Genomic DNA, 19,109 nt, shown 5'->3' on the forward strand with positions numbered 1-19,109 from the left:
AGCGTAGGCAGCGTCAGCGCTTCGGTGATGCCTGCGGCGCCCAACGTCTCGGCGAGCGGATGCAGTTGTACCGGATGCGGTGAGACCTCGACGAACGTCCGGTACCCGTCTTGCGCCGCGGCCTCGACCGCCTGCCGGAAACGCACCGGCGATCGCAGATTCCTGACCCAGTAAGCCGTGTCGAGAACCGCGGCGGAGCGCGGATCTTCGAGCGTCGTGCTGTACAGCGGGCAGACCGGTTCATAGGTCGGGATCTCGCCGAGTTGACCGGCCAGCGGTTCGAGCAGCGGGTCGACCTGCGCCGTGTGGCCGGCGGCCGTGACGTTCAGCGAACGCGCCATGCCGCCTTCCGCCGACACCAGCGCGATGAGCCGGTCCACGTCGCGTGCGGATCCTGATACGACGCACTGCTCAGGCGACGAGTGCACTGCCACGCGCAGACTCGGCAAGCGGGAGGCGGCCAGCTCGGCAATGGTCTTCGCTGAACGGTCCACGACGGCCATCGCCCCGCCGGAAAGGCCGTCGAGCAGTCGGGAACGGGCGCCGATGATCCGCGCGCCGTCCTCCTCATCGATGAACCCTGCGACGACCGCGGCGGCGATCTCACCCATCGAATGCCCGATCACGGCGGCCGGGCGCACCCCGTGCGACCACCACAGATCGGCCAGAGCCAGCTGAATCCCGAAGAGCACCGGCTGTACGGCCGACGGCGACTTCAGCGCGGCGCCTGGCTCCAGCTGCGCCCGCAGCGGCAATCCGTCCGCATGCCTCCGCAGCAGCGGCTCCAGGCGCTCGACCGACTCGGCGAAAACCGGTTCTTCGTCGAGCAGCTGCCGAGCCATGCCAGGCCACTGCGATCCGTAGCCGGAGAACACGAAGACGAGACGGCCCGGATGGCTGGGCGCGGGTCCAGTCACCGTTGCCGGATGCGGCCGACCAGTAGCCAGCCGATCCAGCGCTTCCGTTGCCTGCTCACGGGTTCGGGCGACGATCGCAGCGCGATGCGTGCCCTTACCAAGCCGACCGGCGAGCGTACGCGCGACGTCTCCGACCGGCACACGTCGTCCACGTGGCGAGTTCAGCCACGCAACCAGATCGGCGGCGTCTTCGCGCAACCGCTCGGACGTAGGGGCGTCGATCGCGAGCACGCTCGGCACATCCGTCGCGACCGATCTGCCCGCCTCGGTTCCGGATCTGCCTTCGCGCCGATACTCCTGCAACACGACGTGCGCGTTCGTGCCTCCGAATCCGAAGGCTGACACACCCGCGATCGCGGTGCCGCTGTAGCGCGGCCACGGCTCGGCCTCGGTGGCGACACGCAGGCCGAGCGCGTCGAAGTCGATGTGCGGGTTCGGGGCTGTGAAGTGCGGTTGGGGCGGCAGAACGCCGTGGTGCAGCGCGAGCACGGTCTTGATCAGGCCGGTGATCCCGGCGGCGGCTTCCAGGTGTCCGAGGTTCGCCTTCACGGAGCCGAGCAGCAGCGGCTCGTCCGGAGCTCGGCCGCGGCCGAGTACCTCGCCCAGCGCTCCCGCCTCGATCGGATCCCCGAGCGCGGTGCCGGTGCCGTGCGCCTCGACGTAGTCCACGAGCGCGCCCGGAACCGAACCGCGCCCGCTGTACACCTCGGCCAGCAGCGCGCGCTGAGCCTGTGCATTCGGTGCCAGTAGCCCGTTGGAGCGGCCGTCGGAGTTGACCGCGCTGGACCGGATCACCGCGAGCACCCGGTCCCCGGCCGCCTCGGCATCCGCCAGCCGGCGCAACACGACGACGGCGCAGCCCTCGGCGCGCACCATGCCGTCGGCCGATGCGTCAAAGGCCTTGCAGCGGCCGTCTGGAGCCAGCGCGCCGGCCCGCTGGAAGCTCAGCGTGACCGCCGGAGACAGCAGGACATTGACTCCAGCGGCCAGCGCCGTGTCGCATTCGCCGACCGACAGGCTGCGTACCGCCTGGTGTATGGCGACCAGGGAGGAGGAGCAGGCGGAGTCGACGGCGAGGCTCGGGCCGCGCAGGTCGAGGGCGTAGGACAGGCGATTCGCCGCGATGCTCAGCGCCGCTCCCGGCGCGCTCCACGCTTCGACCGCGTCCAGCGCGGCGGTGGTCAGCCGGGCGTATTCGTTCCCGCTGATGCCGACGAACACCCCGGTGCGGCTGCCGGCCAGGGAACCGGCCGGGATCGCGGCGTGGTCGAGGCTTTCGCGCGCCACCTCAAGTAGCAGCCGCTGCTGCGGGTCCATCGCCGCCGCCTCGCTCGGCGCGATACCGAAGAAGGCGGCGTCGAACCCTGCGACGTCGTCGAGGAACCCGCCGTGCCGCGGAATCTGCGCCAGCGCGGGATCATCGGGGTGGGCGAAACCGTCCCATCGACCCGGTGGCAGGGTGCTGATCGCGTCGGTCCTATTGAGTAGCGCCTGCCAGAACTCGTCTGCCGAGCGGATCCCGTCCGGCAACCGGCAGCCGATGCCGACAACGGCGATCTCGACCTGCTCGGCGGTGCGGGAGGTGCCCCGGCGTTCGGCCGGCACCGGATCGTGCGACGCAGGGGCCCGCATGCGTATGGGTGCTGCGACGCTGCTCGCAAGCTCCTCGCGTACGCGCTGTTCGATCTGTGCGAGCGTCGGGGCGTCCCACAGCAAGGTCGCCGGAAGCGGAATGCCGATCGCGGCGCTCAGTTCGGCGGCGAGCGCCACGGCGTCGCGCGAGGTGAGACCCAGCTCTGCGAGCGGCCGATTCTCCGCCACCTGCTGCGGTTCGATGCCGTACCACTCGTGCAGTCGATTCAGGACCAGGCCGCGGGCCCGGCCGTCCGATGCGTCTCGGCTCATCGGGCCTGCCCCCGTTCAAGCGAGACCTGCGCAGCGCCGAAGTCTCCGCGCAGGAACGCCTCACGGCAGGCGGAGCGCGACACCTTGCCGCTCGACGTGCGGGGCACGGCGCCGGGCGCGACGAGCACCAACCGGTCAAGGCGCAGCCCGTGCGCGATGGAGACCCGCGCGCGAGCGATCCGGTCGGCCTCTTCCCGAAGTGCCGCGTCAGGAGTCAAATCCCTGCGATGCTCTGCCACGGCCACCGCTTGCTGGCCCTGCTCCCCGGTCACCGCGAACACCGCGATCCGATCGCGGCGGACACAGGACACGGCGCTCTGTATCGTCTCCTCGACGTCCTGCGGGTAGTGGTTACGTCCATCGAAGATCAGCAGATCCTTGAGCCGTCCGGTGACCAGAAGCCGTCCTCGGTAGACGGCACCGAGATCGCCGGTGCGCAGCCAGGGTCGCTCTCCGGTGCCGGGAAGTATCGTGCCGAACGTCTCAGTACTCTGCTCTGCCCGCTTCCAGTAGCCGAGCCCGACATTCGGCCCGCGCACCACGATCTCGCCGACCACTCCCTCCGGCCGAAGCTCTCGCGTGACCGGATCGATGATCTGCAACTCCTGCCCGAATGCCGCTCCGCAGAAGGTCAGCTCGACCGCGGCAGCAACAGCCGTCTGACCGCCGGCGATATCGAGCGGAACGATGCGGCCGTCCGCGAGTTCATCCCTGCGGCATGACATCGACTGCGGCGCCGTCTCGGGACTGTCGGCCGCGACGAAAACCGTGGCCTCGGCCAAGCCGTACGAAGGGCACAGCGACCGCGGGGGAAGACCGAAGTCGGCAAAGGCGTCCAGGAACCGGCCGATCGTCGCGGCCCGCACCGGTTCGCTTCCGTTGATCAGGGCACGTACCTGCTCCAGCCGCAGGTCCCCGGCGTCAGCGGCGGTGTAGCGGGCCGCGCAGTAGTCGTAGGCGAAGTTGGGCGCGGCCGACAGCGCGCCCGGATAGAGCCCGAGCAGCCGGATCCAGCGCGCCGGCCGCTCCAGGAACGCCATCGGGTCCATCAGCACCGACGGGAAGCCCAGTGCCACCGGGGCCGCGATGCTCAGCAGCAGTCCCATGTCGTGAAACAGCGGCAGCCAGCCGACCGAGGTGTTCGGGCCGCTCGGGTCGGCGAACACGCCAAGCGCCTGTAACGCATTGCTCAGCACATTGCGATGGCTGATCATCACGCCGGTCGGCGTCCGGGTGGATCCCGAGGTGTACTGGAGGTATGCGACGCCGTCCGGATCCGCTTCGAGGTCGGCGTCCGGGCGATGATCCGCGGCAAGCGTAGTGCCGCCGGCGCGATTGCGGCCCTCACCGAGCATGACCACCGGCAGCTGCTCAAGCCGCGCCGAGCGCATGAAGGTCTCGGCGGCCAGCGCCGTGGCCGCAGTGACCAGCAGGCAGGCCGGTTCGCAGTCCTCGATGACGGACCTGACCTTCCGCTCGTGCCCGGGCAGGTCCGGCGAGAACAGCGGAACGGCGACGACTCCGGCCAGCAGGCAGCCGAGGAACCCGGTCACGTAATCCAAGCCCTGCGGCATCAGCAGCGCCGCGCGGTCACCGGGTCGGCACGTCGCGCGCACGGCCGCGGCCGCCGATTGCGCACCCGAGTAAAGCTGGGCCCAGGTGAGCGACCGGTGCTTGCCCGGCGAGTGATAGTGCGGGAACTCAACGAACGTAAAAGCGCGCTGATGTCCGCGTTCTGTCGCCCAGCGCCGGAGCCGGTCCTGCAAGAGCGACGGAGTCGAGGGCTGAAACGACATGGCTACTCCAGGCGTGCGGCGCGCGAAGGGCGATAGAGCCACCAGATTCAGCCGACCGCGACGGGCCGGGCTAGAGATTCGTCTGACAGTTCGAATGGGCCGCGTTGTCATCCGCGTGATAAGAATCGCGGGAACGCTGGGCCGGATGACCTTCGAATGCTCATTCGGCTCACCTGGCTGAGCGATTCGCGCCTCGCCGCGCTACCGCACGGCAGGCGCTCGCACCGTGGCTCGGACGGCTGCGCACCAGCATGAGACATGTGTCGCACGCAGTAGCGTCGAAATCCGCCTCGCCTCCGAAAAACGCTCATCCGCGTGCGTGTTTTCGCGCTCGCTCGCGCCGGCGCGGGCAAGCCCGGCCGACTCCGGGTACTGATGGCGCGTGGGTGGAGGAAAGTCGGCGGCTGCTGCGCCCGACGCGGTGGACCTTTGGCGAGCGTTGCCGTCTGAGCTGGCCGAGCCGCTGCGGGCTCGGCTACCGGGCCTTGCGCAGGCCGTGACGCGTGAGATCCGGTGCACCGTGCCGGAATTCGCCGGCCCGGAGCGGTCATCCTTCGGGCTCGACATCCGGCTCGGCGTGGAACGGGCACTCGCCGAGTTCGCCGACCGGCTCGCGGAAGGCGCGGCGTCGCCGGATGGACTCGATCGCGCCGAGGCGAAGCCCGCCTTGCGTATCGCGTCCGGCGCGAACCTGCGGCACGCCGCGGCCCTCGACGCTGTGCAGGCGGCGCTCCGGCTCGGCGCGCGCATGACGTGGCAGTGCCTGGCGCAGATCGGAACCGAAGAAGGCATCCCCGCGCAGCGGATGTACCTCGTGGCAGAGGCCGTATTCGTATACGGCGAGGAACTGGCCGACCAGGTGCGCGCCGCGCACACCGAGGCCCGGGCCCGGACGGATCGCGAAGTCCTGCGTCGGCGCAGGCGCCTGGTCGAGCAGTTGGTGTCAGTGCCCGGTCCCAGCCGCGCCTCCGTCAGTGAACTCGCCCGCGCGGCGCGCTGGCCGTTGCCCGCCACGGTGCGCGTAGTCGCGTTGCGGCGAGTCGGCGGCAGAGACGTGGCGACCGTGTCGGCCGGACCGCTCCTGTCGGCCGGATTCGACGCGCTCGTCTCAGGGGACGCAGATGCTCCGTACCTGATCGTCCCGGAGACGGGACCCCGCGCCCTGCTCGCACTCGCGCGCGAGCTGACCGACTGGAGCGCGGCTGTCGGGCCACCGGTCACCCTCGAAGACGCCGGTCGCTCGCTGCGTTGGGCCCGGCGTCTGCTCGACCTGGCCGATCGTGCCGCCGTCGCGATGCCGAACTCGATGAACGCACCGAACTCGGCGAATCCTGCTCTGCTGCACTGCACCGATCATCTCTCCGCGCTGCTCCTCTCCGCGGACGAGCCGCTGATGCGCGTCCTGGTCGATAAACGACTGGCTCCGCTCGACGCGGTGCCGGCGCAGCGGCGTGACCGGTTAGCCGAGACATTGTTGTCCTGGCTGGAATGCCGAGGCAGCGCCCCGGAAGTGGCGCGGCGGCTTGGCGTACACGCGCAGACGGTCCGCTACCGGCTGCGTCACCTGGAAGAGCTTTTCGGCGACGCGTTGCAGGACCCGGATTCACGCTACGAGCTCGAACTCGCCTTGCGCGGCAGAGCCCTGCTGCACTCAGCCGAGGCGGATTCGCGGCTTATCGCGGCCGGCTGAGCGCGGCGACGGCCTGCCTGCCGCGCAGCGCCAGCTCCAATTCGAAGCGCGCGCCGGGATCCGCGAACACCGGGCCGAACAACTCGTGCAGGCGGTGCAGCCGCTGCCGAGCGGTCTGCGGATGGATGCCAAGCCGCGCCGCGATCTGCGGGGCGCTTCCCCCGTTCGTGTCCAGCCACGCGAGCAGCGTGGTCTCCATCCGGCGGCGCTGCTTGACCGTCAGGTCGGCCAGAGCCGCGAGCTGCCGGTCCGCGAGCAGCTTGAGCAGCGGCTCGTCGCCGATCAGCAGCAGGGACGGCAGCGCGTGGTCGCACATGACCGGACCCTTGGCGAGGGCCTGCGCCGGCAGCCGGTCCCGCACCCGCCGCGCCCAGCGCAGCGAGTCCGGCGCCATGGTCGGCGTCACCGCTGGGCCGATGACGGCGTTGCGATCCCGCAGCAGGCCGAGCAGGAGCGGGTCGCGCAGGTCCTGCGCGGGATCGCGCAGCACCAAATACGGGTCCTGACAACCAAGATCGTGCAGGACGGTCTCCGGCGGCCTGCCGATCTGGGCCGCGGCCGCCGTGGCCGGCGGCGCCGGACCGAGCGCCACGCAGGAGACCCGCTCGGGCAGCGGCCACCGCGCGGCCGCTGCCAGCTGCTCGAGCTGCTCCGCGGGCGCCCCGGCCACCAGCAGGTCCCGCAGCATCCGGCGGCGGCTCGACGCGCCGTCGTGGCTGTCGCGGCTCGTCTTGGCCTCGGCATAGCCGATGGTCGCGGCCGAGGCCATCACGTCGATGTGGGCGAAGATGGCCTCGGCGAGCGTGACCATCTCGTCCGAGCGCATGCCCGCGCGACGGCCGACCCGCGCGTAACGCCGCCAGGCCACCCGGCCGCCGAGGCGGTACGCCGCCTGAAGCGCATCCAAGCTGCGCCCCTCCGCGAGTTCCCCGCGGCCGAGCGCGCGGTAGACCCGCAGCCGCTCGGGGCTCGGTTCGCCGGCGCTCTCCACCAACTCGGGGAATTCGAGCAGCGCGGTCTCCACGCCGAGCTGAAGCCCGATTCCGAACTTGCCGGACAGCGGCTTGTTGTATTCGGGGATCTCCCGGCGGATCTGGTGCAGGATCTCCGTGGAGATGCTGCCGCGTTCTTTCCGCACTTCGGCCGCGAAAGCGCGGGGCAGCGTAGCCCAAGGTCTGGTCACGCCCACGGTCCCGTCGGTAGGGTCGCGTCACTTCTCCCGGAAGTATGCTGCGATGTTACTGACTCGTCAACTAGCGCGGATCGCAGACGCCTGATCGGGCGCCATCAGCCCTGCAAACAGCTAGTTCGGCGCGAACAGGGGTCGACGAGAGGCTTACCAGAGCGTCAGTAGCTCGGGTAGCTCCGAGCGAAGATCGGGTAATCCCGAAAACGCTCACCCGCGTTATACAAACGGCGCGGCGCAATTCTCCCGGGCTGGCAGCCTCGCAAGATGTTCCCCCGAACCTCGCGCCGATCGATTGACGCTTCTCAGCGGCCTTCATATCGTCACCGACCGTCACGGCGAACACCGGTCTTCCGCTGAATTCGCCCGTGAGCAAGGGGTTTGTGAGCTCGAATAATCCGCGCGCGGACCGGAAAACTTCGACAAGAGAACGGTACTCCCCACCATGTCAAGAAGTCGGTTCCGCATGGCCGCGCTCGGCGCCTCGGTGGCGTCAGCGGCCTGTCTTACCCTCACCGGCGCCCAGTCCGCCTCCGCCGCCACCGCCCTTCCCGTCCCGCACAACGCCGCCGCGGCGCTCATCCAGGGCTTCCTCGCCCCGACCACGCCGCCGCCCGGCGCCAACGACGGCAACTGCCGGCCGAGCGCCGCGCACCCGTACCCGGTGGTGCTGGTCAACGGCACGCTCGAGAACATGAACGACAACTGGCAGGGCGCCGCGCCGCTGCTCGCGAACAACGGGTACTGCGTCTTCACGTTCAACTACGGCGGAACCTCGCCGGACGCCCCGGTGCAGTCCACCGGCCCGATCGAGGACAGCGCCGCCGAACTGGCCTCCTTCGTCACCTCGGTGCTCAACCTCACCGGCGCGGCGAAGGTCGATCTGGTCGGCCACTCCCAGGGCGGGATGATGCCGCGCTACTACATCAAGAACCTCGGCGGCGCGGCCAAGGTCGACAAGCTGGTGGGGCTCTCCCCGAGCAACAACGGCACCACGCTCGACGAACTGACCACGCTCGGCACGTTGCTCGGCGTGCTCGTTCCCGTGAACCAGTTCCTCAGCGGGCCCTGCGAAGCCTGCGTCGAACAGGAGGCCGGTTCGCCCTTCCTCACCGCGCTCAACGCCGGCGGCGAGACAGTGCCGGGCGTGCAGTACACCGTGATCACGACCAGTAAGGACGAGGTGGTCACTCCGTACACCTCGGCCTATCTGCCCGCCGCGCCCAACGTCACGAACATCCTGGTGCAGAACCAGTGTTCGCTCGACAACACCGACCACGTCGAGATCGCCTACGACCCGATCGCGCTGGCCGACATGCTCAACGCGCTCGACCCGGCGCATCCGCAGCCGGTGCCCTGCGAGATCGTCAACCCGTTCACCGGCCCGCTGAGCTGACCCGGGCCGGCGGTCCCAGACCGGCCGCGTCCGGACCCTGCCGCATCTCAGGGTCCGGACGCGCGTCCGGGTGGCCCGTTCGAATCTGACTTCGATTCAGGTCTGTGCAGCATGCCAGGCTTCGTAGTACCTTACCGCTCAGGCAAATACAGCGTACGCCTCTGACCAGGCCGCTTGAGCCTTGTTGTGCCATGTCAGGCCGCACGCCACCCAGCGTGGGCGACGCGAGGACCGGCCCGGAGGGCCGCCGGACCAGAGTCCTGCGTCGCTAGGCGGACGCATTCCGGAAAGGCGGTGATCATGGTTGACGTCGGTCGCGGCGGCACCAGGCGCGGTGCGTTTGACGACGACGAGGACGAGATACGGCCCGACACGGAGCGCGAGGCGCAGGCGCGCATCGAGCGTGAGGCAGCCGCGCGCAGCGGCCGGCTCTCGCTCGCCGGGCTCGGCCTCACGGCCCTTCCTCCCGCGGCGCTGGAGCTGAGCGGACTGAGGGAGCTGGACCTTTCCGGCAACCGACTCGAACAACTGCCCGAGCGGATCTCGCGGCTCACCGCTTTGGAGCGGCTCGTGCTGCGGGGCAACCGGCTGGCCGGGCTGCCGCCGACACTCACGGCGCTGCGCCGGTTGAAGCACCTCGATTTATCCGAGAACCAGTTCGCTGAGATCCCCCGTTGGCTCGGCCGACTCGACCTGGAGTCGATACAGCTGGGCGATGCGGCCGACCTGGTGCACCCGCCGGCCGAGGTCGTGGATCAGGGAACGCAGGCCGTGCTGGCATATCTGCGGGAACGCGACGGCGTCCGCGGTGCGCGGCTCGACGGGGGAGTACTGACCCGCCGTGCTCGCCCTTCGAGCGCTGAGATGCCTGAGATACCTGTGCCACCTTTGGCGTCCGCCGAGCCGCTTGAAGTCGCGACGGATTCAGCTACGGAACCGACCCGTGCGGCGTGGACCGCCTGGCCACCGCAACCCAGAGCCCTGATGCTCGGTGCCGGAGTTCTGCTGGCACTCGCGGTGGTCCCGTTCGTGCTGCCGCACGTCGGCGGCGCGGCGGTCCCGCGCACAAGCGGTGTACTCGGCGATCAGAACGGCTCCGCAGGCGGCGCGAATCGCGCATCCCTTCCCGGCGCGACGGTCCTGCTCCCGGCGACCCCACCCGGCGCGGCCGGGACCCCGGGCGCGCACCCCTCGGTGTCCGCAGGCCAGCCGGCGGCAAGTCAGAGTGCTGCCGCGGGCGCGGTGGCAAGCCCGTCGACCGCGTGGTCGGCCAACTTCATGCCTACACCGGTGATCTCCATGTCCACGGGCGCCGCGCCGCTGATCGGGCCGATCCTCAGCGGCAACGCCGGAGGCGGCGCGCTGTGTGCGGTCGTGACCGCCCACGGCGCGAACGCCGGCCAGATCGACGTGACCGTCTGCGACAGCGCGGCGGCGCCGACGTGGACCTTCGAACCCGACGGCGACACCTTGCAGACCTCTGGACTGTGCATGGCAATACTCGATAACGCGAACGGCGCCGCGCCCAGTGTCGTGCTGAACACCTGCGACGCAGGACCTGAACAGGTCTTTGTCCCACAAAGCGGCGGTTGGCTGTACAACCCCGGGTCGGGTCTGTGCGTCAGTGAAGTCAGCGGAAAGAAGCATCAGCAGGCTGCTGTGTCGATGGAGCTGTGCGGCGCGGCCGGACAGCAGTGGAATCTCCCGACCTGACCAGGCCCCTCCGGAGGAGTGGTGCATGTCTGATCCGCAATGGATCGGCGCGCGATACGAGCTGCTCGAGCGACTCGGCGGCGGAGCCGACGGCTCGGTGTGGCGCGGCTGGGATTTGGCGACCGGATCCGATTGCGTCGCCAGATTCGTGCGCCGCGATTCGGCCGTCGCCAGCGGCCTGACCGCCGCGGCCCGCTGGGGCCAGGTGATCCGCACCTTGGGCACGGTCGCCAACCTGGCCCATCCCGGACTTGTCGCGGTCGACGACATCGTGGCCGACGAGGGCAGGTGGGCGTTGATCACCCGGCTGATCCCCGGCGAGAGCCTGGCGGCCAGGCTGACGAGCACGGGCGCGTTGCCGACCGCGGAGGCGGTGCGGCTCGTCGCGCAACTCTGCGAAGCATTGGCCGTCGCGCACGAGGCGGGCTTGGCCCACGGACGGGTCAAGCCGTCGAATCTGCTGCTCGAACCGGGCAGCGACGGCACGCTGACCGTGCGGCTTACTGACTTCGGCCTGATCGAACTGGAGAGCTGGGCCGCGCACGAGCAGCACTTCGCGCCGCATCCGGCCACGGCGGCCGCGCGGGTCCGGTATCGGCCGCCGGAATGGATTCCCGGCATGCCGACCACCGCCGCGGGCGACGTCTACGCGGTCGGCGTCGTCTTGTACGAGGCGCTGACCGGGCACCAGCTCGTCGGGCAGAGCGCTGTGGACCAGACCGCTCAGCCGCGCCCCGAATCGCTGCCGCCGCGTCCGCGGGAGATACCCGAGGTGCTTTGGGCGCTCCTGACGCAGTGCCTTGAGAAGCGGCCTCGGCTGCGGCCCACCGCGGCGCAAGTGGCCGATCGGCTGCGGACAATCGGATCAGGTCCACGGCCGCCCATCCCGCACGCCGGCCCGCCGGTACGCGGTCGCGCGCATGAGCGGCGGGTGCCGAACTCGAATCCCGCATTGCCCGCACCGCTCCCCGGCCCTGGCCGCCATCGCGAATTAAGTGTTCTGCGACGTGTCGAGTTCGCCGCGTCGGCTACGGCCGTCGCGTTGGTCGGCAGCTTGACTTTCACTCTGGGAGCCAGCGACGGTGCATTGCCGCCGCGAACCGTGCCCACACGTGTTTCCGTCTTGGAGTCCACGACCAGTGCCGCGGTGCGGAACCTGTCGTCGGCTTCCGCGCAATCGCCGTCCGCGACGGCCGGTGCTGGCGCCGGAGCGCCGATCAGCGCGTCGGCAGCGACCTCCGGCGGTCCGCCATCCGGGAGCGGCTCTGGTCCCGGCCCCAGCACCGGCCCCGGATCGCCGCCCTCGTCCGGACCCGCGACCGTGCCCTCTTCGGCCCCGGCGACGTCCCCCGCCCCGGCGCCGAGCGGTACGCCCGCTGGAACGAGCGACGGGCTGATCAACGATCCGATCGGCTACCTGGAACACCTGCGCGCGATGATTCAGCAGATGGCGGCGCAGGGCCGGGGCGTCGTGGACGCCAACGCGGCCGGCGATCTGGAGAACCTGGTGCTGGATCTCGAGAACGGCGTCGACTCGTACCTGCAGAACGGAGGCCAAGGACTGCTGCTGATGATCAAAGCTAAGGTCGCGGGCTTCGACGGGCGCCTGGCTGAGGATCTGGACCGGGGCCTGATCTCCGCCGGCCCCGCGATGACGCTGGCGGCCTATCTGCAGAAGCTCGCCCCATGACCCGCAGCGGCCGTCATTGACCAACTATCGGCCCGGCATGGCTTACTTACTTAGCCGTTAAATAAGCCGGGCTCGCGCGACCTCGCGCAGCGCCGGCTAAGCCTGTGCCGCCGCGCTCGCCGCCTCGGTGGCGGGCGCGGTGAACCGCTCGCCGCGGGCCGTGCGCTCCATGCCCAGCCACATCAGGTTCATGAGCCGCCGCGCCGTGGTCTGCGGCGCCTCGCTCGGGTTGGTCACCGCCCAGTCGGCCATCGCGTCCGCGGCGCCGACCAGCGCGCGGGCCACGGCGGTGGCCTCCCGGCGCATCGTGGAGTACCCGGGCGCACCGCCCTCGGGCGCGCGGGCCCGCATCGCCTGCAGGACCAGGTCCGCCACGGTGGCGACGATCTCCCCGCGCACCTGGGCCAGTTGCTCGGCGACCGAGTCGTTGTGCGAGCGCGCCTGCTGATAGAGCACCGACCAGCTGGCCCGGCGCTCGGCGACGAAGGTGAAGAACGCGGTCAGCCCGCGCCACAGCCGCTCGGCCTCGTCGGCCGCCGGGGCCCTGGTCGCCGCGCCGAGCGCGTCGACCAGCCGGTCGGTCTCCCGGGCCACGCAGGCCCGGAAGGTCTCCTCCTTCGAGCCCAGATAAAGGTAGAGCAGAGGCTTGGACACCCGTGCCCGCTCCGCGATCTCCTCCATCGAGGCCGCGTGGAATCCGTACTCGGAGAAGACCTCGACCGCGGCGTCGAGCATCTGCTGCTCGCGTACCTCGCGGGGGAGGCGCCTGCGCTCGGTCGAGGGGGCCACCTTGTGAGCTTACCTTACCTGGCCGTAAACTTACTCGACCGTTAAATAACTTCGTTCGAGGAGCGTCATGACCTTCGACCTGGGCCTGAGCGACGAGCAGACCGAGGTGCGCGACTGGGCGCATGGTTTCGCCGCGGAGGTGATGCGTCCGGCGGCGGCCGAGTGGGACGAGCGCGAGGACACGCCGTGGCCGATCATCCAGGAGGCGGCGAAGATCGGCTTGTACGGGTTCGAATCCCTGGCCAACCTGTACGAGGACCCCACCGGCCTGTCCATCCCGCTGCTGAACGAGGAGCTGTTCTGGGGCGACGCGGGGATCGGGATGTCGATCCTGGGCACCACGCTGGCGGTGGCCGCGATCTTCGCCACCGGCACCCAGGAGCAGATCATCGAGTGGATCCCGCAGTGCTTCGGCGACCAGCAGGACCCGAAGCTCGGCGCGTTCTGCGTCTCGGAGCCGGAGGCCGGCTCGGACGTGGCCTCGATGCGCACCCGCGCCCGCTTCGACGAGGCCGCCGGGGAGTGGGTGCTCAGCGGCCAGAAGGCCTGGATCACCAACGGCGGGATCGCGAACGTGCACGTGGTGGTCGCCTCGGTCGAACCCGAGCTGGGCGCGCGCGGGCAGGCCGCGTTCATCGTCCCGCCGGAGGCGAAAGACAGCACCCTGCATTCCCCGCGCAAGATCAAGAAGCTGGGGCTGCGTGCCTCGCACACCGCGGACGTGTTCCTCGACGAGGTGCGGGTGCCGGCCGAGTTCGTCCTCGGCGGCAAGGAGAAGCTGGACGCGCGCCTGGCCCGCGCCCGGGAAGGCGCCCGCTCCAACAGCCAGGCGGCGATGGCCACCTTCGAGCTGAGCCGCCCGACCGTGGGCGCGCAGGCCCTCGGCATCGCCCGTGCCGCGTACGAGTACGCCCTCGAATACGCCAACGAGCGTCGTCAGTTCGGCCGGCCGATCGCGCAGAACCAGGCGATCGCGTTCGCGCTGGCGGACATGCGCACCGAGATCGACTGCGCGAGGCTGCTGATCTGGCGCGCGGCCTGGATGGGGCGCAGCGGGCAGCCGTTCACGGCCGGCGAGGGCTCGATGTCGAAGCTGAAGGCCGGCGAAGTCGCGGTCGCGGTGACCGAGAAGGCGGTGCAGATCCTCGGCGGCGCCGGCTACAGCCGGGAACACCCGGTCGAGCGCTGGTACCGCGACAGCAAGATCTACACGATCTTCGAAGGCACCAGCGAGATCCAGCGCCTGGTCATCTCCCGCGCCATCACCGGACAGCCCGTGGTCTGACCGCTACCGCGCCGGCGATCAGCGGCCGGTCAGTGTCATACGGCCCGGGGTCATCGAGGCGGGGGCCGTCGCGGCGGGCGTCGCCGTGCCCGGCGCGCGCGTCGGCAGCGCGGCCAATTCCTGCCGCGCCGCGTTTTCTACGAGCAGTGGAATGAAATCGCGGATCCGGCTCTCGTCGAATTCCTGGTGAATGCGATGCACGATGCCGCCGATTTGCGCTTCGGAGGCCCTCGCGGCGTACGTGTCCAGCAGCCGGGCGATCACCTGCTCGATGGCGTGCTGTTCGTGGTCCGATCCGTCAGCCATGGTCCCTCCCGCGGATCGCGCGCCAATCAGCCGAATTCCAGCGTGCATGTCGACCGGCGTTTGCACAAGGGTTCCTCATCGTTTGGTTTCCCGACACCGCGCCGCCATAATCCAGCTGAATCGAGGAGACGATGACGGAGCTGAAAAACAAGGTACGTTCCCGCCCGCGCTTCATTGCACGGGCGGGAACGAACTTCGTGCGCTGCGTCAGCTACTGCTGCACGGGCTGCCGTTAAGGGCGAAACCGGTAGGCACAGCTGTGTTGCCGGTGTGGTTGGCCTGGTATCCGAAGCTGGTGCTGCCGCCGGCCGCGATGGCCGCGTTGTAGCTGACGTTCGTCGCGGTGACCGCTCCGCTGGACGGGCTGATCGTCGCGTTCCACGCGTTGGTGACGGTCTGGCCTCCGGCCAGCGTGAAGGTCAGCTTCCAGCCGTTGATCGCGCTGCTGCCGGTGTTGGTGATGGTGACGTTGTTCGTCAGCCCGGTGTTCCACGCGCTGACCTGGTTGGTCACCTTGCAGGTACCCGCGTTGCCAGTACTCGACGCCGACGCGGAAGGCGACGCCGATGCCGACTGCGACGGTGAGGCGCTGGCGGACGGCGATGTAGACGCGCTGGGCGAGGGGCTGCCGGTGCTGCCGCTGCCGTCCAGGCCGAAGAAGTGCACGGCGACCGCGGCCATGCCGGTCTGCGGCAAGGCGTGTCCGACCCCTGCGATGCTGTACGCGTCAACGGCCGGGTTGTTGGCGTCGCCGTACGTGGTGTGCGTCCAGTTTCCGTTGATGACGCTGCTGGACGTCGGCGTCTGGCTCACGCCGAGCACGTTGGTCCACTGCTTGATCTCTTCGCCGAAGTTGTTGTAGTTCAGCGTGGTGTCCGTGGTGCCGTGCCACAGCTGCATGCGCGGGCGCGGCCCGGTGTAACCCGGGTAGGCGCCCCGGACGTAGTCGCCCCAGGCCTGCGGGGTGTTGCTGACCTGGCCCTGGGCGCAGGCGGAGTTCCAGCCCCGCACGGTGCCGGTGTAGAAGCAGTGGAAGGGCACGCCCATGAATGCGGCCCCCGCCTTGAACACGTCCGGGTAGTCGCCGAGCATGACGTTGGTCATCATGCCGCCGGAGGAGTTGCCGGTGACGTAGATGCGGCTGGTGTCGACGTTGTTGTGCGCCTCGGCGTACTGGACCATCGAGATGATGCCCGCGGGGTCGCTGTTGCCGTTGTGGGTCAGCGCGCCGTCGGAGGCGACGTCCCAGCAGTCGTTGCTCGGGTTGTTGACCTGCGGGTAGATCTCCATGAACCCGTAGCGGTCGGCCAGCGAGGCGAACTCGGTGCCGCTGAACTCCGCCTGCGCCGAACCGCCGCAGTAGTGCAGAACGACCAGCAGCGGCGGGTGAGCGCTCACATTGGCCGGGATGTACTCGTACATCGACAGGCCGGTCGGGTTGTTCCCGAAGTTGCTGATCTGCACCAGCGAGGCCGCCGACGCGCTCGGCGCCAGCGCGACCAGCGCCGACAAGGCGGTCGCCGTGGCCGTGCCGAACGTGGCGGCCAGCGCCGCGCGGGTTCGTTTCATCGCAGTCCTCTCCCTCCGTGCCGTCGCTGTGGCCTGATACGCCGCGCGAGGGCTCGACTTGCGCCTGACGGATGACGGAGCGGTGCCCCGACTCGCCGCGCGACGGTAGTTGGGGAAACCTGCGCGGTCAACGAAATCCGATGCCGCACGGAAAAGCCGGTTAAGACCTTCGAAACTTGCATCCGGGAGACCTTCACGTCGCGCCGCTGCGCAAGTCGCCTCGAGAGCGTCGACGTTCGTCCGCCGACCACGGCCGCCGACACCTCTCGCCGCCGCCACGGAGGCTCTCCTGGCAGAAACTTTCGCAGAGTGCGCACAAGATTCGGGCACCGTTCGACCACGCCCATCGAGCCGTTCGACCACACCAGCGGACCACGTCAGAGGGCGGAGGCGGTCGGCGCCGACCCGGCGGACGGGCCGCGCGAACCGCCGCGCAGGCCGCAAGCCTCCCTTGCCCGCCGGCCCGGCCGACTTCACACTGCGCCTGTCGCCACGCTCGGCGCGCCCTCGGGACAACGGCGGGCCGAGCGGATCGTGGACACGTCATGCCGCCGGTCCCCTGAGGCTGGATCGCGGCCGGGATTGTGAGCGCTATCAAGGAGTCTGCGGATGTGTTCTCCCCGAACGCGGCACGGAGGCGCGCGATGAGGTTTGACCATCGGTCCGCCTGGGCGGCCGGCGCCGCGGCGCAGGCGGCCTCCGGGTGTCAGGTCACTTACTCGATAAGCAGCCAGTGGCAGGGCGGCTTCGGCGCCAACGGGAGCATCACCAACCTGGGCGGCGCGATCACCTCCTGGAAGCTGTCGCGCCGGGCTCGACGCAGAGCTACAACCTGCTGCCCTGGCGCATCGGCCTGCTGACGCAGACCAACTCAACCTGCTGACGACACGCACCGAACGGGAAGGATCGGAGATCGGGCATGGGCATACGCAAGCAATGGCTGGCCGCCGCGCTGGCCCCGGCACTGGCAGTCGGAGTGCTCACCGCCGGAGCGGCGATCAAGGCGAACGTCGCGGTCGCGGCGTCCAACGCAGTGAAGGTCATGCCGCTGGGCGACTCCATCACCGACGGCCTGACGGTGCCCGGCGGGTACCGCATCGGCCTGTGCCAGCGGCTGGTCGCCGGCGGTTACAACGTCAACTTCGTCGGATCGCTCTCCAACGGCCCGGCCATGGCGTGCTCCCAGAACCACGAAGGCCACTCCGGCTGGCGTATCGACCAGATCGACGCGAACATCGTGGGCTGGCTCAACACCTACCAGCCGCACACGGTGCTGCTGCACATCGGCACCAACGACATCAGCCAGAACTACGACCTGCCCAACGCGCCGAACCGGCTGTCCGCGCTGATCGACCACATCACCAACACGCTGCCGAGCGCCGAGGTGTTCGTGGCGCAGATCATCCCGCTCAGCTATGACGCCGCCCAACTCCAGGCATTCAACGCGGCGATCCCCGGCATCGTGCAGAGCAAGGTGGCGGCGGGCAAGCACGTGCACCTGGTCGACATGTACGACGCGCTGACCACCGCGGACCTGCAAGACGGTGTCCACCCCAACGCCGCGGGCTACGACAAGATGGCCGCCGTCTGGTACCGCGCCCTGCTGGCGGTGCCCGGCAGCATCGGCAATGCGGGCCAGCCGAGCGGAAGCCCGACACCGACGCAGTCACCGTCCACGTCGCCCTCGGCGTCGGCATCGCCATCCGCTTCGGCCACCGGAGGTTCGGGCGCGTGCCGGGTCTCCGACACGGTGAGCGCATGGAACACCGGGATGACCGAGAACATCACGGTCACCAACACCGGCAGCACGGCGATCAACGGCTGGCGACTGGCGTTCACCCTGGCCGGCGGCCAAACCGTCACCAACGCGTGGAACGCCACGATCAGCCCGTCCAGCGGAGCGGTCACGGCCACGAACGTCAGCTACAACGCGGCCATCCCACCCGGCGGCAACACCAGCTTCGGGTTCCAGGCCAACCACACCGGCAACAGCGCCGCACCGGCGGCGTTCACCCTCAACGGCGCACCGTGCACCGTCGCGTAAGGAGCATCATGTCCCCATCCAACCGTCCCCGTCGGGGCCTGGCGCTGGCGCTGGCCACCGGTGCCGCGACACTCGCGGTCGCGGGCGCGGCGCTGCTGATGCCCAGCTTCGCCCAGGCCGCCAGCACGCTGGGCGCGCAGGCCGCCACGACCGGCCGCTACTTCGGCACCGCGGTGGCCGCCGGCAAGCTCGGCGACTCGACCTACGCCACGATCCTCGACCGCGAGTTCAACATGATCACGCCCGAGAACGAGATGAAGTGGGACACCACCGAGCCGTCCCGCGGCAACTTCAACTTCGGCCCGGCCGACCAGATCGTCAACCACGCCCTGGCGCACGGGCAGCGGATGCGCGGCCACACCACGGTGTGGCACTCGCAGCTTCCCGGCTGGGTCTCCAGCATCTCCGACGCGAACACGCTGCGTTCGGTGATGGACAACCACATCACCACCGAGATGACCCACTTCAAGGGGAAGATCTACGCGTGGGACGTGGTGAACGAGGCGTTCGCCGACGGCTCCACCCAGCACCGCAGCTCGGTGTTCCAGAACGTGCTGGGCAACGGCTTCATCGAGGAGGCGTTCCGCACCGCCCGCACCGCCGACCCGGCGGCCAAGCTCTGCTACAACGACTACAACATCGAGAACTGGACCGACGCCAAGACCCAGGGCGTCTACAACATGGTCCGCGACTTCAAGTCCCGCGGCGTGCCCATCGACTGCGTCGGTTTCCAGTCCCACTTCGGCACCGGCGGCCCGCCCGCCAGCTTCCAGACCACCCTCTCGAACTTCGCCGCCCTCGGCGTCGACGTACAGATCACCGA

The 19,109-nt window shown here is 69.7% G+C and carries 14 protein-coding genes; 8 read left to right on the top strand and 6 right to left on the bottom strand.

Annotated features, from left to right (window positions below; genetic code table 11):
• On the bottom strand, positions 1 to 2,822 hold a 2,822-nt coding region (locus VFB40_RS23575; protein ID WP_324854242.1), incomplete at its 3' end, for a beta-ketoacyl synthase N-terminal-like domain-containing protein.
• Entirely contained in the window at positions 2,819 to 4,618 is a 1,800-nt protein-coding gene (locus VFB40_RS23580; protein ID WP_324854244.1) for a fatty acyl-AMP ligase, read from the bottom strand. The genes VFB40_RS23575 and VFB40_RS23580, both read right to left, overlap by 4 nt.
• 421 nt (positions 4,619 to 5,039) lie before the next feature.
• On the opposite strand from VFB40_RS23580, the gene VFB40_RS23585 reads away from it, so the two are divergent.
• On the top strand, positions 5,040 to 6,308 hold the full coding sequence (locus VFB40_RS23585; protein ID WP_527249210.1) for a PucR family transcriptional regulator: 1,269 nt from the start codon (positions 5,040 to 5,042) through the stop codon (positions 6,306 to 6,308).
• Here the strand turns inward: VFB40_RS23585 and VFB40_RS23590 are convergent.
• Complete coding sequence (locus VFB40_RS23590; RefSeq protein WP_324854248.1) at positions 6,292 to 7,491, bottom strand: PucR family transcriptional regulator; 1,200 nt, start codon at positions 7,489 to 7,491, stop codon at positions 6,292 to 6,294. The two genes, VFB40_RS23585 and VFB40_RS23590, sit on opposite strands and share 17 nt — an antisense overlap.
• A gap of 448 nt (positions 7,492 to 7,939) precedes the next feature.
• Here VFB40_RS23590 and VFB40_RS23595 point away from each other — a divergent pair, with 448 nt between their 5' ends.
• The 3 genes from VFB40_RS23595 (at position 7,940) to VFB40_RS23605 (ending at position 12,293) form a co-directional block, all read left to right on the top strand.
• A complete protein-coding gene (locus VFB40_RS23595) occupies positions 7,940 to 8,890 on the top strand; it encodes an esterase/lipase family protein (RefSeq protein ID WP_324854250.1) in 951 nt (316 codons plus the stop codon).
• A gap of 300 nt (positions 8,891 to 9,190) precedes the next feature.
• Positions 9,191 to 10,603: a ricin-type beta-trefoil lectin domain protein gene (locus tag VFB40_RS23600; protein WP_324854252.1), complete on the top strand. Its 1,413-nt coding sequence runs from the start codon at positions 9,191 to 9,193 to the stop codon at positions 10,601 to 10,603.
• A gap of 25 nt (positions 10,604 to 10,628) precedes the next feature.
• The gene (locus tag VFB40_RS23605) at positions 10,629 to 12,293 is read left to right on the top strand and encodes a serine/threonine-protein kinase (protein ID WP_324854254.1); all 1,665 of its coding nucleotides are present in this window, start codon (positions 10,629 to 10,631) and stop codon (positions 12,291 to 12,293) included.
• Between the two features lie 96 nt (positions 12,294 to 12,389).
• Here VFB40_RS23605 and VFB40_RS23610 read toward each other — a convergent pair whose 3' ends face one another.
• Positions 12,390 to 13,082 (bottom strand): TetR/AcrR family transcriptional regulator, encoded by a 693-nt coding sequence (locus tag VFB40_RS23610; RefSeq protein WP_324854256.1) that lies wholly within the window; start codon positions 13,080 to 13,082, stop codon positions 12,390 to 12,392.
• A 67-nt stretch (positions 13,083 to 13,149) separates the two neighbouring features.
• Here VFB40_RS23610 and VFB40_RS23615 point away from each other — a divergent pair, with 67 nt between their 5' ends.
• Entirely contained in the window at positions 13,150 to 14,367 is a 1,218-nt protein-coding gene (locus VFB40_RS23615; RefSeq protein WP_324854258.1) for an acyl-CoA dehydrogenase family protein, read from the top strand.
• A gap of 18 nt (positions 14,368 to 14,385) precedes the next feature.
• On the opposite strand, the gene VFB40_RS23620 is transcribed toward VFB40_RS23615, so the two are convergent.
• Both VFB40_RS23620 and VFB40_RS23625 read right to left on the bottom strand, forming a co-directional pair.
• Complete coding sequence (locus VFB40_RS23620) at positions 14,386 to 14,673, bottom strand: three-helix bundle dimerization domain-containing protein (protein WP_324854260.1); 288 nt, start codon at positions 14,671 to 14,673, stop codon at positions 14,386 to 14,388.
• Between the two features lie 207 nt (positions 14,674 to 14,880).
• The gene (locus VFB40_RS23625) at positions 14,881 to 16,242 is read right to left on the bottom strand and encodes an extracellular catalytic domain type 1 short-chain-length polyhydroxyalkanoate depolymerase (protein ID WP_324854263.1); all 1,362 of its coding nucleotides are present in this window, start codon (positions 16,240 to 16,242) and stop codon (positions 14,881 to 14,883) included.
• Positions 16,243 to 16,886: 644 nt separating this feature from the next.
• On the opposite strand from VFB40_RS23625, the gene VFB40_RS23630 reads away from it, so the two are divergent.
• The 3 genes from VFB40_RS23630 to VFB40_RS23640 all read left to right on the top strand — a co-directional run.
• Positions 16,887 to 17,102: a cellulose binding domain-containing protein gene (locus VFB40_RS23630; RefSeq protein WP_324854265.1), complete on the top strand. Its 216-nt coding sequence runs from the start codon at positions 16,887 to 16,889 to the stop codon at positions 17,100 to 17,102.
• A gap of 59 nt (positions 17,103 to 17,161) precedes the next feature.
• Positions 17,162 to 18,286, top strand: coding sequence for a cellulose binding domain-containing protein (locus VFB40_RS23635; RefSeq protein WP_324854267.1), 1,125 nt, complete (start codon positions 17,162 to 17,164; stop codon positions 18,284 to 18,286).
• A gap of 8 nt (positions 18,287 to 18,294) precedes the next feature.
• On the top strand, positions 18,295 to 19,109 hold an 815-nt coding region (locus tag VFB40_RS23640), incomplete at its 3' end, for a glycoside hydrolase family 10 protein (protein WP_324854269.1).

Origin of the sequence: Actinocrinis sp. (genome assembly GCF_035650855.1) — a bacterium.
Lineage (GTDB): Bacteria > Actinomycetota > Actinomycetes > Streptomycetales > Catenulisporaceae > Actinocrinis.